This is a genomic window from Micromonospora sp. NPDC005298 (assembly GCF_040607375.1).
In the GTDB taxonomy this organism is placed as follows: domain Bacteria; phylum Actinomycetota; class Actinomycetes; order Mycobacteriales; family Micromonosporaceae; genus Micromonospora.
The window spans coordinates 106,803-121,436 of sequence record NZ_JBEXGP010000020.1 but is presented as its reverse complement, the minus strand read 5'-3'; the positions used below and the strand labels follow the sequence as shown (position 1 = coordinate 121,436).

At 70.2% G+C, this 14,634-nt stretch carries 5 protein-coding genes; 4 read left to right on the top strand and 1 reads right to left on the bottom strand.

Features of this window, described 5'->3' with window-relative positions; all coding sequences use genetic code 11:
* Positions 1-38 precede the first annotated feature (38 nt).
* The 4 genes from ABZS77_RS23665 to ABZS77_RS23650 all read left to right on the top strand — a co-directional run bounded on the left by ABZS77_RS23665 (position 39) and on the right by ABZS77_RS23650 (position 6,312).
* The gene (locus ABZS77_RS23665) at positions 39-5,204 is read left to right on the top strand and encodes a hypothetical protein (RefSeq protein ID WP_354826573.1); all 5,166 of its coding nucleotides are present in this window, start codon (positions 39-41) and stop codon (positions 5,202-5,204) included.
* Positions 5,205-5,328: 124 nt separating this feature from the next.
* On the top strand, positions 5,329-5,649 hold the full coding sequence (locus tag ABZS77_RS23660) for a WXG100 family type VII secretion target (RefSeq protein WP_354826571.1): 321 nt from the start codon (positions 5,329-5,331) through the stop codon (positions 5,647-5,649).
* 28 nt (positions 5,650-5,677) lie between these two features.
* Positions 5,678-5,992, top strand: a complete 315-nt coding sequence (locus tag ABZS77_RS23655) for a WXG100 family type VII secretion target (protein WP_088949086.1) — start codon at positions 5,678-5,680, stop codon at positions 5,990-5,992.
* Positions 5,993-6,003: 11 nt separating this feature from the next.
* Complete coding sequence (locus ABZS77_RS23650; protein WP_354826569.1) at positions 6,004-6,312, top strand: YbaB/EbfC family nucleoid-associated protein; 309 nt, start codon at positions 6,004-6,006, stop codon at positions 6,310-6,312.
* Between the two features lie 477 nt (positions 6,313-6,789).
* Here the strand turns inward: ABZS77_RS23650 and ABZS77_RS23645 are convergent, their stop codons facing one another.
* Complete coding sequence (locus ABZS77_RS23645) at positions 6,790-14,622, bottom strand: hypothetical protein (RefSeq protein ID WP_354826566.1); 7,833 nt, start codon at positions 14,620-14,622, stop codon at positions 6,790-6,792.
* Between the last annotated feature and the right edge of the window lie 12 nt (positions 14,623-14,634).

The window sequence follows — 14,634 nt, the reverse complement described above, 5'->3', positions numbered from 1 at the left end:
GCAGGCCGACGCACGGGATCCTCCCGGGAAACCAGGAGGTGTCGATCGTTTACGGCCGTGACGGGTCGAGCATCTGGTCCTACGCGGACGGCACGACAGTGGACCGTAACGCCGCTGGTGATGTGACGCGTCAGGTGACGGCGGATGGTGCGTCGTTCGACCGGTTCACCGCTGACGGCAGGCCCACGCACGGCGCGGTGCCCGGCCAGGACGGGCAGCCAGCGCAGGCGGTGGACATCGCTTACGGCGGTGATGGCAGCAGCACCTGGACGTACGGGGATGGCACGTCGGTGGATCGTGATGCGGCTGGTGACGTTACGCGTCAGTTGACTCCCGATGGTGCGTCGTTCGACCAGTTCACCGCTGATGGCAGGCCGACGCACGGGACCCTCCCGGGAAACCAGGAGGTGTCGATCGCTTACGGCCGTGACGGGTCGAGCACCTGGTCCTACGCGGACGGCACGACAGTGGATCGTGATGCGGCTGGTGATGTGACGCGTCAGGTGACTGCTGATGGTGCGTCGTTCGACCGGTTCACCGCTGATGGCAGGCCGACGCATGGCATGGTGCCGGGCTCGGATGGTCAGCCTCCGCAGGCGGTGGACATCGCTTACGGCGGTGATGGCAGCAGTACGTGGACGTACGCGGATGACACGTCGGTGAATCGGAATGCGGCTGGTGACGTTACGCGTCAGTTGACTGCTGATGATGCGTTGTTCGACGGGTTCACCGGCGATGGCAGGCCGACGCATGGCATGGTGCCGGGGCCGGATGGTCAGCCCGCGCAGGATGTGTCGATTGCGTACGGCAGTGACGGGTCGAGTACGTGGACGTACGCGGATGGCACGACGGTCGACCGTAACGCCGTTGGTGACGTTACGCGTCAGTTGACCGCAGATGGTGCGTCGTTCGACCGGTTCACCGCTGATGGCAGGCCGACGCATGGCATGGTGCCGGGCTCGGATGGTCAGCCTCCGCAGGCGGTGGACATCGCTTACGGCGGTGATGGCAGCAGTACGTGGACGTACGCGGATGACACGTCGGTGAATCGGAATGCGGCTGGTGACGTTACGCGTCAGTTGACTGCTGATGGTGCGTCGTTCGACCAGTTCACCGCTGATGGGAGGCCCACCCATGGCACAGTGCCCGGCCAGGATGGTCAGCCCGCGCAGGACGTGTCGATTGCGTACGGCAGTGACGGGTCGAGTACGTGGACGTACGCGGATGGCACGACGGTGGATCGCAGTGCGGCTGGTGACGTTACGCGGCAGGCGACGCCCGATGGGGCGTCGTTCGACCAGTTCACCCCCGATGGCAGGCCCACCCACGGCACGGTGCCCGGCGAGGATGGTCAGCCGGCGCAGGCGGTGGACATCGCTTACGGCGGTGACGGGTCGAGCACCTGGACGTACGCGGATGGCACGTCGGTGGATCGCAATGCCGTTGGTGACGTTACGCGTCAGTTGACTGCTGATGGTGCGTCGTTTGACCGGTTCACCGGCGATGGCAGGCCCACCCACGGCACGGTGCCCGGCGAGGATGGTCAGCCGGCGCAGGCGGTGGACATCGCTTACGGCGGTGACGGGTCGAGTACGTGGTCGTATGCCGACGGCACGTCGGTGGATCGCAATGCCGTTGGTGACGTTACGCGTCAGTTGACTGCTGATGGTGCGTCGTTCGACCGGTTCACCGCCGATGGCAGGCCGACGCACGGCACGGTGCCGGGCTCGGATGGTCAGCCGGCGCAGGCGGTGGACATCGCTTACGGCGGTGACGGGTCGAGTACGTGGTCGTATGCCGACGGCACGTCGGTGGATCGCAATGCCGTTGGTGACGTTACGCGTCAGTTGACTGCTGATGGTGCGTCGTTCGACCGGTTCACCGGCGATAGCAGGCCCACCCACGGCACGGTGCCCGGCGTGGACGGGCAGCCCGCGCAGGCCGTGGACATCACTTACGGCGGTAACGGCTCCAGCATTTGGACCTACGCCGACGGCACCAAGGTCGACCGTAATGGCGCTGGTGACGTTACGCGTCAGTTGACTGCTGATGGTGCGTCGTTCGACCGGTTCACCGCCGATGGCAGGCCCACCCACGGCATGGTGTCCGGCCAGGACGGGCAGCCCGCGCAGGCTGTGTCGATTGCATACGGCGGTGATGGCAGCAGTGCGTGGTCGTACGCGGATGGCACGTCGGTGGACCGTAATGCGGCTGGTGACGTTACGCGGCAGGTGACTGCTGATGGTGCGTCGTTCGACCGGTTCACCGCCGACGGCGAGCCGACGCACGGCACGGTGCCGGGGGTTGACGGGCAGCCGGCGCGGGCGGTGGACATCGCTTACGGCGGTGATGGGTCGAGTACGTGGACGTACGCGGATGGCACGTCGGTGGATCGCAGCGCGGCTGGTGACGTGACGCGTCAGCTGACCGCGGATGGTGCGTCCTTTGACCAGTTCACCGGCGATGGCAGGCCCACCCATGGCGTGGTGCCCGGCGAGGATGGTCAGCCCGCGCAGGCGGTGGACATCGCTTACGGCGGTGACGGGTCGAGCACGTGGTCGTATGCCGACGGCACGACGGTGGACCGTAACGCGGCTGGTGACGCTACGCGGCAGGTAAGCGCCGATGGTGCGTCCTTTGACCAGTTCACCCCCGACGGCAGGCCCACCCACGGCGTGGTGCCCGGCTCGGATGGTCAGCCCGCGCAGGCCGTGGACATCACTTACGGCGGTGACGGGTCGAGTACGTGGTCGTATGCCGACGGCACGTCGGTGGACCGTAATGCGGCTGGTGACGTTACGCGGCAGGTGACTGCGGATGGTGCGTCGTTCGACCGGTTCACCGCTGATGGCAAGCCGACGCATGGCACGGTGCCCGGCGAGGATGGTCAGCCCGCGCAGGCGGTGGACGTCGCTTACGGCGGTGACGGGTCGAGTACGTGGTCGTATGCCGACGGCACGTCGGTGGACCGTAATGCGGCTGGTGACGTTACGCGGCAGGTGACTGCGGATGGTGCGTCGTTCGACCGGTTCACCGCTGATGGCAGGCCCACGCATGGCACGGTGCCCGGCGAGGATGGTCAGCCCGCGCAGGCGGTGGACGTCGCTTACGGCGGTGACGGGTCGAGTACGTGGTCGTATGCCGACGGCACGACGGTGGACCGTAATGCGGCTGGTGACGCTACGCGGCAGGTGACTGCGGATGGTGCGTCGTTCGACCGGTTCACCGCTGATGGCAAGCCGACGCATGGCACGGTGCCCGGCGAGGATGGTCAGCCCGCGCAGGCCGTGGACATCACTTACGGCGGTGACGGGTCGAGCACCTGGACGTATGCCGACGGCACGACGGTCGACCGCAACGCCGCTGGTGACGCTACGCGCAAGGTGACCGCGGATGGTGCGTCGTTCGACCAGTTCACCGCCGACGGCAAGCCGACGCATGGCACGGTGCCCGGCTCGGATGGTCAGCCGGCGCAGGCCGTGTCGATTTCGTACGGCAGTGACGGCAGCAGCACCTGGACCTACGCCGACGGCACGACGGTGGACCGTAACGCCGAGGGTGACGTCACGCGCAAGGTGACCGCGGATGGTGCGTCGTTCGACCAGTTCACCGCCGACGGCAAGCCCACCCACGGCACGGTGCCCGGCGTGGACGGGCAGCCCGCGCAGGCCGTGGACATCACGTACGGCGGAGACGGCAGCAGCACCTGGACCTACGCCGACGGCACGAGGGTCAACCGCAACGCCGAGGGTGACGTCACGCGGCAGGTGACGCCCGATGGGGCGTCGTTCGACCAGTTCACTCCCGATGGCAAGCCCACGCATGGCACCGTGCCCGGCCTGAACGGGCAGCCCGCGCAGAGCGTGGACATCGCTTACGGTGGTGACGGCAGTAGCACCTGGACCTACGCCGACGGCACGACGGTGGACCGCAACGCTGCCGGCGAGGTGGTTCGGCAGACAACGCCCGAGGGCTTGGTCTACGACGCGTTCAATCAGGACGGCAAGCCCACCCACGGGACGGTTCCCGGCCTGGGCGGCGAGCCGGCGCAGCAGGTCGACATCACCTACGGCGTCGACGGGTCGAGTGTCTGGAGCTACCAGGGCGACGGCTCGAAGGTTTTCCGCGCCGCGGATGGGACGATGACACGGCAGGAGCTGAAGGACGGCACCGTCTACGACCGGTTCAACGGCGATGGCAGGCCCACTCACGGGACGGTTCCCGGCCGGGATGGCCAGCCGGCGCAGCAGGTGGACATCGTCTACGGCGCCGACGGGGCGAGCATCTGGAGCTACCAGGGCGACGGCACCAAGGTCTATCGCAACGCCGAGGGCGATACCACTCGGCAGGTGCTGAAGGACGGCATGACCTTCGACCAGTTCGACGCGAAGGGCAACCCCACGCACGGCATCGTGCCGAGCATGAACGGGGAGCCGGCCCAGCAGATCACCATCGCGTACGCCCCGGACGGGTCGAGCACGTGGAAGTACGACGACGGCACGACGGTCCGGCGGGACGCGGCGGGAACCGTGACGGGGGTGCAGGCCGCTGGGTGGACGTTCGACAGGTTCGACGGGCAGGGACGGCCCACGCACGGCACCGAGGACGGCAAGACCAACGCCGTCGACATCAAGTACTCCGACGACGGCTCGAGTCTGTGGACGTACCGGGACGGCACAGTCGTCAACCGCAACCCCAACGGTGACGTCGTACTGATGCAGGCCGAGGGGTGGATTTACGACGCGTTCGACGGTCAGGGCCGCCCGTTGCACGGGAGCAAGGACGGCAAGAACGTCACGATCTCGTACGGGGCCGACGGGCTCACCACCCTCATGTACGACCCGAAGAACGGGATGATCACCGACGGCAATGGCAAGCCGGTCGCCGTCGTCGTGGACGGCAAGCGCTACGAGTACGCCGTGCAGATCCCGCTGCTCGGGGAGTCGATCAGCAGTGTGCGTAAGCAGCGCGACTCGATCGATGGCAGCCTCAAGGCGATGGCGATCCACCTGCAGTCGATCTGTGAGTCGTGGAACAGCCCGGCGGGGGCCAAGTACGAGGCCCTCACCACCGACCTGAAGAAGCTCACCACCGACACCCAGGGCCTGCTCGATGACGCCGTCGCGGCGATGCAGAAGTCGTACGACAACTACGTCGGGGCCGAGGGCGCGAACCTCACGAGCATGACGGCCAAGAGCCGATGACGCAGCGCCGAACCCGGGGACTGTCACGGTGTCCTGCAAAGAGGTCACTCGCGCTGTCCGCGCCGCACCACCATCCTGATGAAGGCATAACAGCTGTCGACGGCCGCGGAAGGAAGAAGTTGCGATGGACCACATTCTCGTAACACCGGAAATGATCATGGACGCCGCGGCCAGCTGTGACGTGACCGCGACGGATATCGACGGTGAGCTGGCCAGCCTGCGATCGACCGTGGTGCAGATGCAGTCGATCTGGCACGGCGTCGCGGCCGGACAGTTCGAGATCCTCATGAACGACTTCGACGTGTTCGGCCGGATGCTGCACAACGCGCTGACCGACATCGGCAGTGGCCTGCGCGGCAACTTCCACAACTACGTCGATGCCGAGCAGGCCAACGTCAACAGCCTCGTTGCCGTCAACCAGGACATCCCCGGCGCGAACCTCTAGCCCTCCCGCCACCAGACAGGAGAGATCCATGCCAGATCCCACCACCAGTCACCTGCGCGTCCCGGCGGAGCTGGAGATGGCCGGGCAGACGCTCAACGCCAAAGCCGCCGAAATCGAAGATCAGCTCGCGGCGCTGATCAACAAGCTGGTGCCCCTGCAGGACCAGTGGCAGGGTCCGGCCCAGTCCTATTACCAAGGTCTGCAGCAGGAGTGGAACATCGCCGCCAACGGCCTGTTCGGCGAGGCCGGTGTGCTCGGCAGGATCGCCTCGGCGATGAACCTGTCGTGGAACAACTACGCCGAGGGCGAATGGGCCAACGTGCGTACCTGGTCAGGGCGCTGAGGGAGGATCCGATGTCGGACTTGGACCGGATGCTGGAGCAGGCACAGGCGGTGCAGGACCAGGTGGCCGCAATGCGCGATCGGCTGTCGGCCACCGAGGTCACCGGCACGGCCGCCAACGGTGCGGTACGGGTCTCGGTGACCGCGGCTGGCACCTTCACCGGCGTACGCCTGCATCGGGACCTGTTCGCGGACACCGACCCGGAGGAGATGGAGGAGCTGGTGCTCGCCGCCCTCCAGGACGCCGGCGCACAGCTGCGCGAGTTGACCGAGCACCGGATGAGCTCACTCAACGAGATCTTCCAGTCGATCCAGCAGTAGCCGGGTAGACAAGAGCAAGCCGGCGCCATGCCGAGGTGCGTCGCCGTGCCGCCGGCGGCGTCCTGACGAGTTGCTAACGCGAGCCCGGATGCCCTGGCGGACGGGGACGTGGCCGGGGCGGCGGCCCAGTCTCCGGCACCGGGCTGACCTGGGACGCGGACGACCGGCGGCTGACCGAGGCGTACCTAATCGGTGGCTTGCCGGACAGGGCCCGTGCGCCGACCCCGCGCCGGACCTGACGTTCACGCCCGCGGGCCCGCGCTCGGAGTGAGCGGCGCCGGTCCGGCTGTGCGCAGCGTGCCCTCCTCCCCGCCGTTGGCACGTTGCGACCACGGGTCACCCGCCCGGCGCTCCAGCATGGAGGGATCTCCGGGCCGGCCTGCTCCATGAGGCGCGCCGGGCCAGGCCCTCGGCGATGGATGGTGGTGTGCGGGCCCGCGGATCGAGCTGGTCCCATCTCGGTTCCCGCTCGCCCGCTCAACAGTCCAGGATCAGCGCGCTGAGGGCCTGCAACACCTGCCTCCGTCCCGGGTTCGCGTCGGCCAGCAGACGCAGACCGTCCATCAGCGTCGTCTTCGTCTCGGTGTGCAGACGCATGGCCGCGGCGTGCACCTCGGCGACCGGCAGGGGCTCGCCCCGGGCGGCGCCGTGGGCGTATCCCAGCAACCGCGCCATCGCCGCGTCCGAGGCTTTCACGACTGGCAGGCCGGTGTGCAGTGCGGGCAGGGCGCTCAGCACCTCGTCGCCCTCGCCGAGGAGCCCGGCGAGCAGCGCGTTCCGGCGGACCTGGTCGGTCTCGGCGAGGAAAGCATCGCGGATCTCAGCGTGCCCGTTCGCGGCCAGGGTGTCGCCCGCCGTGTCCGCCGCCGTCCGGGTATCGGTCGCCGGATCTGTCAGTTCGGAGTCGCTGAGCCAGAGCACCGGGACCGGCTCACCCGGCACCTCGGGCACCTGGGCGAGCAGGTCCAGCCCGGCCGCGGTGACGCTGGCCGGCACGGCCACACCGGGCTCGCCGACGATGAAACGGACGTCTCCGGCGAACCCGCCGGCGCGGATCCAGGTGGCCACGTCCTCGTCGCTCACCTGCGCCGGGCGCGCCCAGGCGTACCACGGTAGGTCCTCGATCACCCACCCGTCGGGCAGCGCGTACGTTCCGTCCGGCGACTTCCGCAGACCGAACGGCGCGGGCGGCACGGACCCCTCGGGGCGTACGTGCCACCGCACCAGCCACCGCGCCGCCCACTGCTGAAGTGGGGACGGGCCGTGTGCGTCGTCAGGTGTGGTGCGCCGGTCGATCGCCGGATCGGTGGGCGCGACCGGGTGGCCGGGGCGGGCGGGGGCCGCGTCGGACGGGGCCGTGCGTGGCGCCTCGTCGGTCGGGTGTGGGGCGGGCGGGGTCAGCGTGACGGTTTCCGCGAGCTCGTGCAGCCCGGTGGTGGCCATCGCCTCGCCGCGGAACAGCTCGTCGTACGCGGTCAGCCAGTCCAGCGTGAACGACCGGACCAGCGTCTCGCTGACCGGCGCCGGCAGGTCGATGGCGGGCAGGTCACCGAAGGCGGAACCGGCGGCGCGCACCTGCTCGCCGAGCACCGCGTGGTGCAGCAGCAGGACGGGCACCGAGCGGACCACATCGGTGAGCGTGCCCTGCAGCCCGTCCACCGCAGCGGCCACCACTGTCGGTGTGTTGCCACCACGTTCGGCCCGGGCCTGCGCGGCGCTGTTGGCCTCCTGGATGCGGGCGTCGAGTTGGCGGGTGATCCGTTGCCGGGTGGCGTCGTCGATGTCCCGGCCGGGTCGGTGCAGGGCCGCGTGGATGTCCGCTTGAGCCTGGTCGACGACCGGGCGCGCGGCGCTCTCGTACGCCGTCGCTTCCAGCGGCGGCCTGGTGTCGTCGCCCTCGGCGGGTGTGTGGGCGTGCCGGCGCAGCGCTTCCTCGGTGAAGTACCCGGGGATGCTGGCCTCGATGGTGGTGGCCAGCGCCTCCCACTGTTCCACCGCCGTCGGATCCGCCGACTCGTCGAAGGCCGTGCGCAGCCTGGCCTGGGCATCGTCGTAGAAGGCCTGCACGGCCGAGTCCGGCACATCCCGGTCCGCGTCGCGGGCCTCGAGCACGGCGGCCTGCACAGCCGCCTCGTGGCGGTGCTTCTGCAGATAGAGGAACGCGGTGCCGTGGATGGCGGCCAGCATCCGCTCGTAGCGCATCTGCCACTCGTGTTCGGCCGCCTGGAATGCCGAGTCGTCGCCGCCGGGGCCCGAGGTGATCACCGGCGCCCACACCTGGTCGAACAGGCGGCGCCCGGAGGCGACGAATTCCGCCCGGAACCGGTCGGCCACCTCGGCGGGCAGCCCGTCGAGCGATGCGAGTTGCGGGCTCCGCTCGGTCCGGGCGGCCGCGTCGGTCACCGCGTCGCCGAAGGCGCCGACGAGATCGGGCCGCAACTGCTCGACGCGCCGCGCGGTGTCGATCCGGCTGGCGTAGTCGGTGCGCAGCATGTCCTGCTGCGCCGTCCACTGCTGCGTCCGCGCGGCCTGGCTCAGCGCGGAGATCTCGGTGTACGGGTCGCGCAGCTCGGCCAGCGCGTCGCTGAACGCCTGTTGCTGCAACGCCTCCAGCCCGACGAAGTGCCCGCCGTGCGCGGCGAGGTGGTCGCGGGCGAACTGCGAACCGAGCAGCCGTACGGCGTGCGTCGACATCGTGGCGTCGAGCGCGCCGGGACGGCCGGCCCAGTCGGCGAAAAGGCTGTGGAAAGCCCGCGAGGCGCCCTGGGCCGCTGCCACCGCCAGGTCGGCGGCGACCAGGTTGGCGCGCAGGTCCGTCCACTGCTGGGCAACGTACTCGTCCCAGTCGTCGCCGCCCAGTTGGTCGCGGGTCGCCTGCATGCTCGTGCGGAAGGCGGCCTGCATCGCCGCCAGGTGACCAGCGAGCACGCCGAGCCCGCGTTCGTACTCGAGGGTGCTGACCGTGCGGCGGAAGATGTCGTCCGCGAGCCCGGCGACGGACTCGTCGACCGTTGTGCCGGCCTGGGCCTCGACCGGGGTAGGCCGGGCGACAGCAGCGTCCAGCAACGCGGGCAGCTCGCGCGCGGCCCGATCCACCTCGGTCGCCCAGCCGCGTCCGACACTGCCGGTCTCCCACAGTTGCCGCCAGGAGCGCTCGGTGCGGGCGTCGAACGTGGTGCGCACTGCGGGCAGCACCTCGTCGAGGCGGTCGGCCTGCTCCGGATGCGCGTCCCGCCATTGCCGGATGGCGGCGTGGAACCGGCTGTCCACGTCGCGCCCGGCGGCGTGCAGCTCCTGTTCGGCCACCACAGCCTCGGTGAACTGGGCGGCATCGGTGTGCCGGCTGAGGTTGTGGCCCGCGGTCGGGTTCGTCGAAGCGCTGAATCGGTACGACGTCGTGGCTGGTGCCCCGGCGGGGGTGTCGGTGAACGCGGACGCGAGCAGGCTGATCTGTGGGTTGCCGGGCAGGTCGGTGAGCAGCCGGTCGGCGATCTGTTGGGCGCGTTCTGGTGTGACGGGCTGGCGGGTGCCGACGAACTCGACGGTTGATACGGGTGGCTGCGAGGGGCGCAGCTGGGCCAGCGCTGCCTGGATGAGCGGCAGGCTGATCACTGGGCGGTCGACGATGACGGTCAGGTCCGGGCCGGGGCGTAGCACCAGTCGGGTGGGGGGTGTCCCGGTGTGGAGGTGCACGACGTTGCCCTGGACGGTCATCGAGAGGCCCTCGGGCATCGCGGTGACGTAGGGCTCCTCGTGGGCGAGGGGCGCGCGCATCAATATGGCTGGTGCTGGTGCTGGTGCTGATGCCGGCGTGGGGTCCTGCACGACCGGCGGTGCCGGAGTCGGCGTCGGCGTGGGGCCCACCGTGACCGGCGGTGCCGTCGGTTGCGTCATTGCCTGCGGTTGGGCCACCGCGGCGGTCGGTGTATCGAGGACAGGGGCGTGCGTCGGGGCGGTCGGGAGGTTGGGGCTTGGGGTCGGGTTCGTCGAAGCGCTGAATCGGTACGACGTCGTGGCTGGTGCCCCGGCAGGAGCGTCGGTGAACGCGGACGCGAGCAGGCTGATCTGTGGGTTGCCGGGCAGGCCGGTGAGCAGCCGGTCGGCGATCTGTTGTGCGCGTTGCGGCGTGATGGCTTGCTGGCGGGTGCCGACGAACTCGATGGTTGATACGGGTGGCTGCGAGGTGCGCAGCGCGGTCAGCGCGGCCCGGATGGTCGGCAGGTTGGTCACGGAGCCGTCGACGACGACAGTCAGTTCCGGGCCGGGGCGTAGCACCAGTCGGGTGGGGGGTGTCCCGGTGTGGAGGTGCACGACGTTGCCCTGGACGGTCATCGAGAGGCCCTCGGGCATCGCGGTGACGTAGGGCTCCTCGTGGGCGAGCGGCGCCCGCATCAATATGGCCGGTGCCGGCGTCGGGTCGGCCACCGCCGGCGGTGCTGGCGTTGGCGTGGGGTCGGCCACGGCCGGCGGTGCTGGCGTTGGCGTGGGGTCGGCCACGGCCGGCGGTGCTGGCGTCGGCGTCGAGTCCACCACGACCGGCGGTGCCGTCGGTTGCGCCATTGCGTCCGATTGGGCCACCGCGGCGGTCGGTGTGTCGGGGACAGGGTCGTGCGCCGGGGCGACCGGGGTGGTTGCTGCCGGGTGCCCACCGGGCGTCGGGTCTGGAGCCCGCACCTCGGCGCTGGGCATCTGTTCGGGCTGCGGCTTGCGAAGCACGTTGCGCGGCGCCTCGGTGGGGGTGAGAAGCACGACCTGGCCGTCGTCGCCGCTGCTGATGAGGGTGCGGGCTGCTTTCGCCTCCGCCGGACCGCCGATCCCGGCACCGGGACGCGTCGCGGGCTTGTCACTGCCCAGTGTGTGGCCCGGGTCGGGCCGCTCGCCCGGCGCGCCGGCGTGGGTGCGGGCATCCCGCGCCATTGCGGCGGCGCTGCTCTCCGCGGTGCTGGGCGGCTTGACGAAGGTCAGCGCGCCGTCGCCGGTCTGCGTTGCCGATCCGTGAGACGGGCCGCGGCTGGACAGGCCGCCACCCCTCGGACCCGGAGCGCCGCCGCCCCCCGAACCCGGAGCACCGCCGCCGCCGTTTGAGTGGCCACCGGTGGGCTGGGCGCCGTCCATGGTGATCGCCCCGGACTTGGGGTCGAATCTGATCTGCTCGGTGGTGATCGTTCGAGGGTTCGCCGGAACGAGAGTGCCGTCCGGCAGCATGCGCAGCGAGTCGATCCCGTTGCCGCCGCCCCCGCCGCCGGTGGCCGTCCACCGGTTGATGGCCACCGACCGGGTCTGCGTGCCGATCTCGGCCACCTTGAGCGACGTGGCCGGCGCCTTCACCGGCTCCACCGTGCCGTTCTCCTTGCTCCAGCGGTAGTGGGCGTTGTCCGACGGCGTGCCCTGGCCGGTGCCCTCCCTGCTGAACGACGGGTTGTCGCCCGGCTTGGCAACCGTGACGGGCGGGGCGTCGGGGGCTCGGCCCCAGCCCTTCGGCGGCGCCACCACGCCCTCGGTCCTGCCCAGCGGCGTCCACTGGTGGCTCGCTTGGTCCTTGACCAGCAGCGACGTGGGCTCACGCTGGAAGAACACCTCCGTGCCGTCGAGCCGTTGCCCGGTCGACTCCGGCTTGCTGACCTGCTTGGCGGTGAACCACTCATCCGGGCCGATCGAGCGTGAATGCCAGCCGCGGCGCACCCCCGGCCCGTCCAGGTCGTGGAAACTCGCTTCGCCCGGCCGCGGCTTGACCATCGGCACCGACGTGGGCGGCTTCTTGAACGTCAGAAGGTCCACGGTGCCGTCCGGGTTCTGCCGGAGGATCTGCGTGGGCTGGGCAGCCGTGGCCGGACGAGCCGCTGGTGCGACCGGGTTGACGTCCCACGACCTGCCGCTGGCGGAGTAGCTGAGGATCTGCTCCTGCGTCCCGCCGCTCAACGGCTTCGAGTGCAGGACGTTCTCGCCCCGGCGCAGCATGGTCGGGCCCATCGTGCCGTCGGCGCGCAGCTCCGTGTAGGAGTAGGACCTGTCCGGACCGGCGGGCTGGGCCGGGTTCGCGAGCGGCTTGCCGGGCCCCGGCAGGCTGGGGCCCGGAAAATCGTTGCCGATCCGTCGCCCCACACCCGAGAACACCGGCTCCGCCGAAACCCGCACAAGATCGGTACTCCCGTCGGGGCCGGTCCGCAGCAGCTGACGCCCTGGGGTCGGCGGCGCGGTGACCCGGGGCGTGGCCGCAGGCACCGAAGCCGGTGCTGGTGGAGCCGACGCGTCCAGCAGGCGCGAGTCGACCCCCGTTGCGGCCGACCGATCGGAATGCCCAGCCACCGCAGTGTCCACATCACCAGACCGCGGCGCGGACCCCGCGATGTCGGCGGTACGGGGAAGGGCGGCGGAGTCGGTGGGGGTGATGCGGGGGGCTGTTTCGAGGATTTTGTCGAGGCGTGTGTTTTTCAGTTCGTGGCTGAGGTTGGCGGTGCCGGGGGCGGGTTCGTGTTGTACGCGTCCGGGGTTGCGGGGCGCGGTTGGTGTGGCTGGCTCGATTGGCGCGGCGGTGTGTTGTGGTGCGGCGCCGTCGGCGGTGCGGGCGGCGGTGGTGTCGGTGGGGGTGATGCGGGGGGCTGTTTCGAGGATTTTGTCGAGGCGTGTGTTTTTCAGGTCGTGGCTGAGGTTGGCGGTGCCGGGGGCGGGTTCGTGTTGTACGCGTCCGGGGTTGCGGGGCGCGGTTGGTGTGGCTGGCTCGATTGGCGCGGCGGTGTGTTGTGGTGCGGCGCCGTCGGCGGTGCGGGCGGCGGTGGTGTCGGCGGGGGTGATGCGGGGGGCTGTTTCGAGGATTTTGTCGAGGCGTGTGTTTTTCAGGTCGTGACTGAGGTTCGCGGTGCCGGGGGCGGGTTCGTGTTGTACGCGCTCGAGGTTGCGGGGCGCGGCTGGCGCGACGGTGTGCGGGGTGGTGTTGGCGGGCACGTAATCGGTGACGCCGGGCCGGCCGGTCGGCGGTATCAGGTGGTTGCCGCTGCTCAGCACCGACGTCTCGGGCAGGCCGCCGGGGCGCATGGCGGGGGGCAGCGACGGCCCGTGCGGCACGGTGGCCGGGCCGGTCGACGGGGTGGCGTGGATCGTCTGGCCGGTGGTCGGCGACTCGGGGGAGATGCCACGACCCTGGGCCGTCGCGACCGGGCCCCGCTCGGTCATCTGAGGCGGGGCCGGCTGGCGGACGACGTTCGAGGCAGGGGCGTTGGCCTGCGGGGAAAAGTCGCCGCGCGCGCCGACGTGGGGATCGGTGCGGTCGAGGTTCGCCATCCGCGGCCCGTCGACGTGTGTGCCACCCTTTGGTACGGCCGTTGTCGTCGTGGTGGTGTGCGGTGCGGCGAGCGGCTGGTTGACGTGGCCGGTGGTCTGCTGGGTGAACGCGTTCACCGACTTGGAGCCGCCCGGCGCACCGACCGCCAGCCGGCTTGCGTCGCCGGCGGACGAGGCCGACACGGTCGGTGCGGTGTGGCTGCCTTTCGGCACCACCGGCGCGGCCGTGATGTCGCTGGCGCTCACCGCAGGCGTGGCGTCGTTGACGCGGGGTGTGTTGGTGATGTCCGGGCCCTTGACCGGCGCCGAGCTGGCGAGCTGCCCGTTGGCGCTTTCCGGCCTGGTGATCTTCGGCGCCTGCATCTTCGGGACCGGCGGGGCGCCGCGAGGGCCCAGCTGCGGTACCGAGTTGACGCTCGAGAACAGACCGCGGATCGAGAACAGACCGCCAAGCCCGCCCGCGAGCAGGACGCCCAGCAGGATCTCCGAGCTGCCCACCTCCATCGGCAGGCCCATCGCCCCGAAGACGACTCCCCGGGTGCCGAACTCCAGCGCGACCTGCATGGAACCGAACGTCAGGAAGCCCAGCGCGAAGTCGATCACCATGGTGGCGATCCGTCCGGCCACTGCACTCATTGCCGGCAGCAGGCTGGCGAGCAGGCTCGACAGGGCGGCGAGCGCGGGTGCCAGCACGAACGCGAGGCCGATCGTGAGCAGACCGAGGATGGCCAGCACGGCCTGGATGATCCCGGCCGCCCTCTCCCGCTTGATCTGCTCCTCGACCTTGGCGGCGTACTCGTCGAGGAAGTCTGCGAATTCCCGCGCCGCCTCGGCCATCTTGCGCAGCTTGACGTTCACCGCGTTCGCCGCGATCGACGCCGAGAGGTATGCGAACCCGAACCACTCGATGCCGTTGAAGGCCGACATCACCGTGCCACCGAGGGACTCCAGCCGATCGGCCTGTGCACGCCAGTCGGCCGCGAGCTTGCGCAGCTCCTCGGGGTTCGCGTGCCCGTTACGCTCCTTCGACACGACGCGTCGTCA

Bases quoted from the DNA above. Each gene is read 5' to 3' on its own strand.
- ABZS77_RS23660 (WP_354826571.1), top strand. From the start codon at position 5,329: ATGGACCACATTCTCGTAACACCGGAAATGATCATGGACGCCGCGGCC.
- ABZS77_RS23655 (WP_088949086.1), top strand. From the start codon at position 5,678: ATGCCAGATCCCACCACCAGTCACCTGCGCGTCCCGGCGGAGCTGGAG.
- ABZS77_RS23650 (WP_354826569.1), top strand. From the start codon at position 6,004: ATGTCGGACTTGGACCGGATGCTGGAGCAGGCACAGGCGGTGCAGGAC.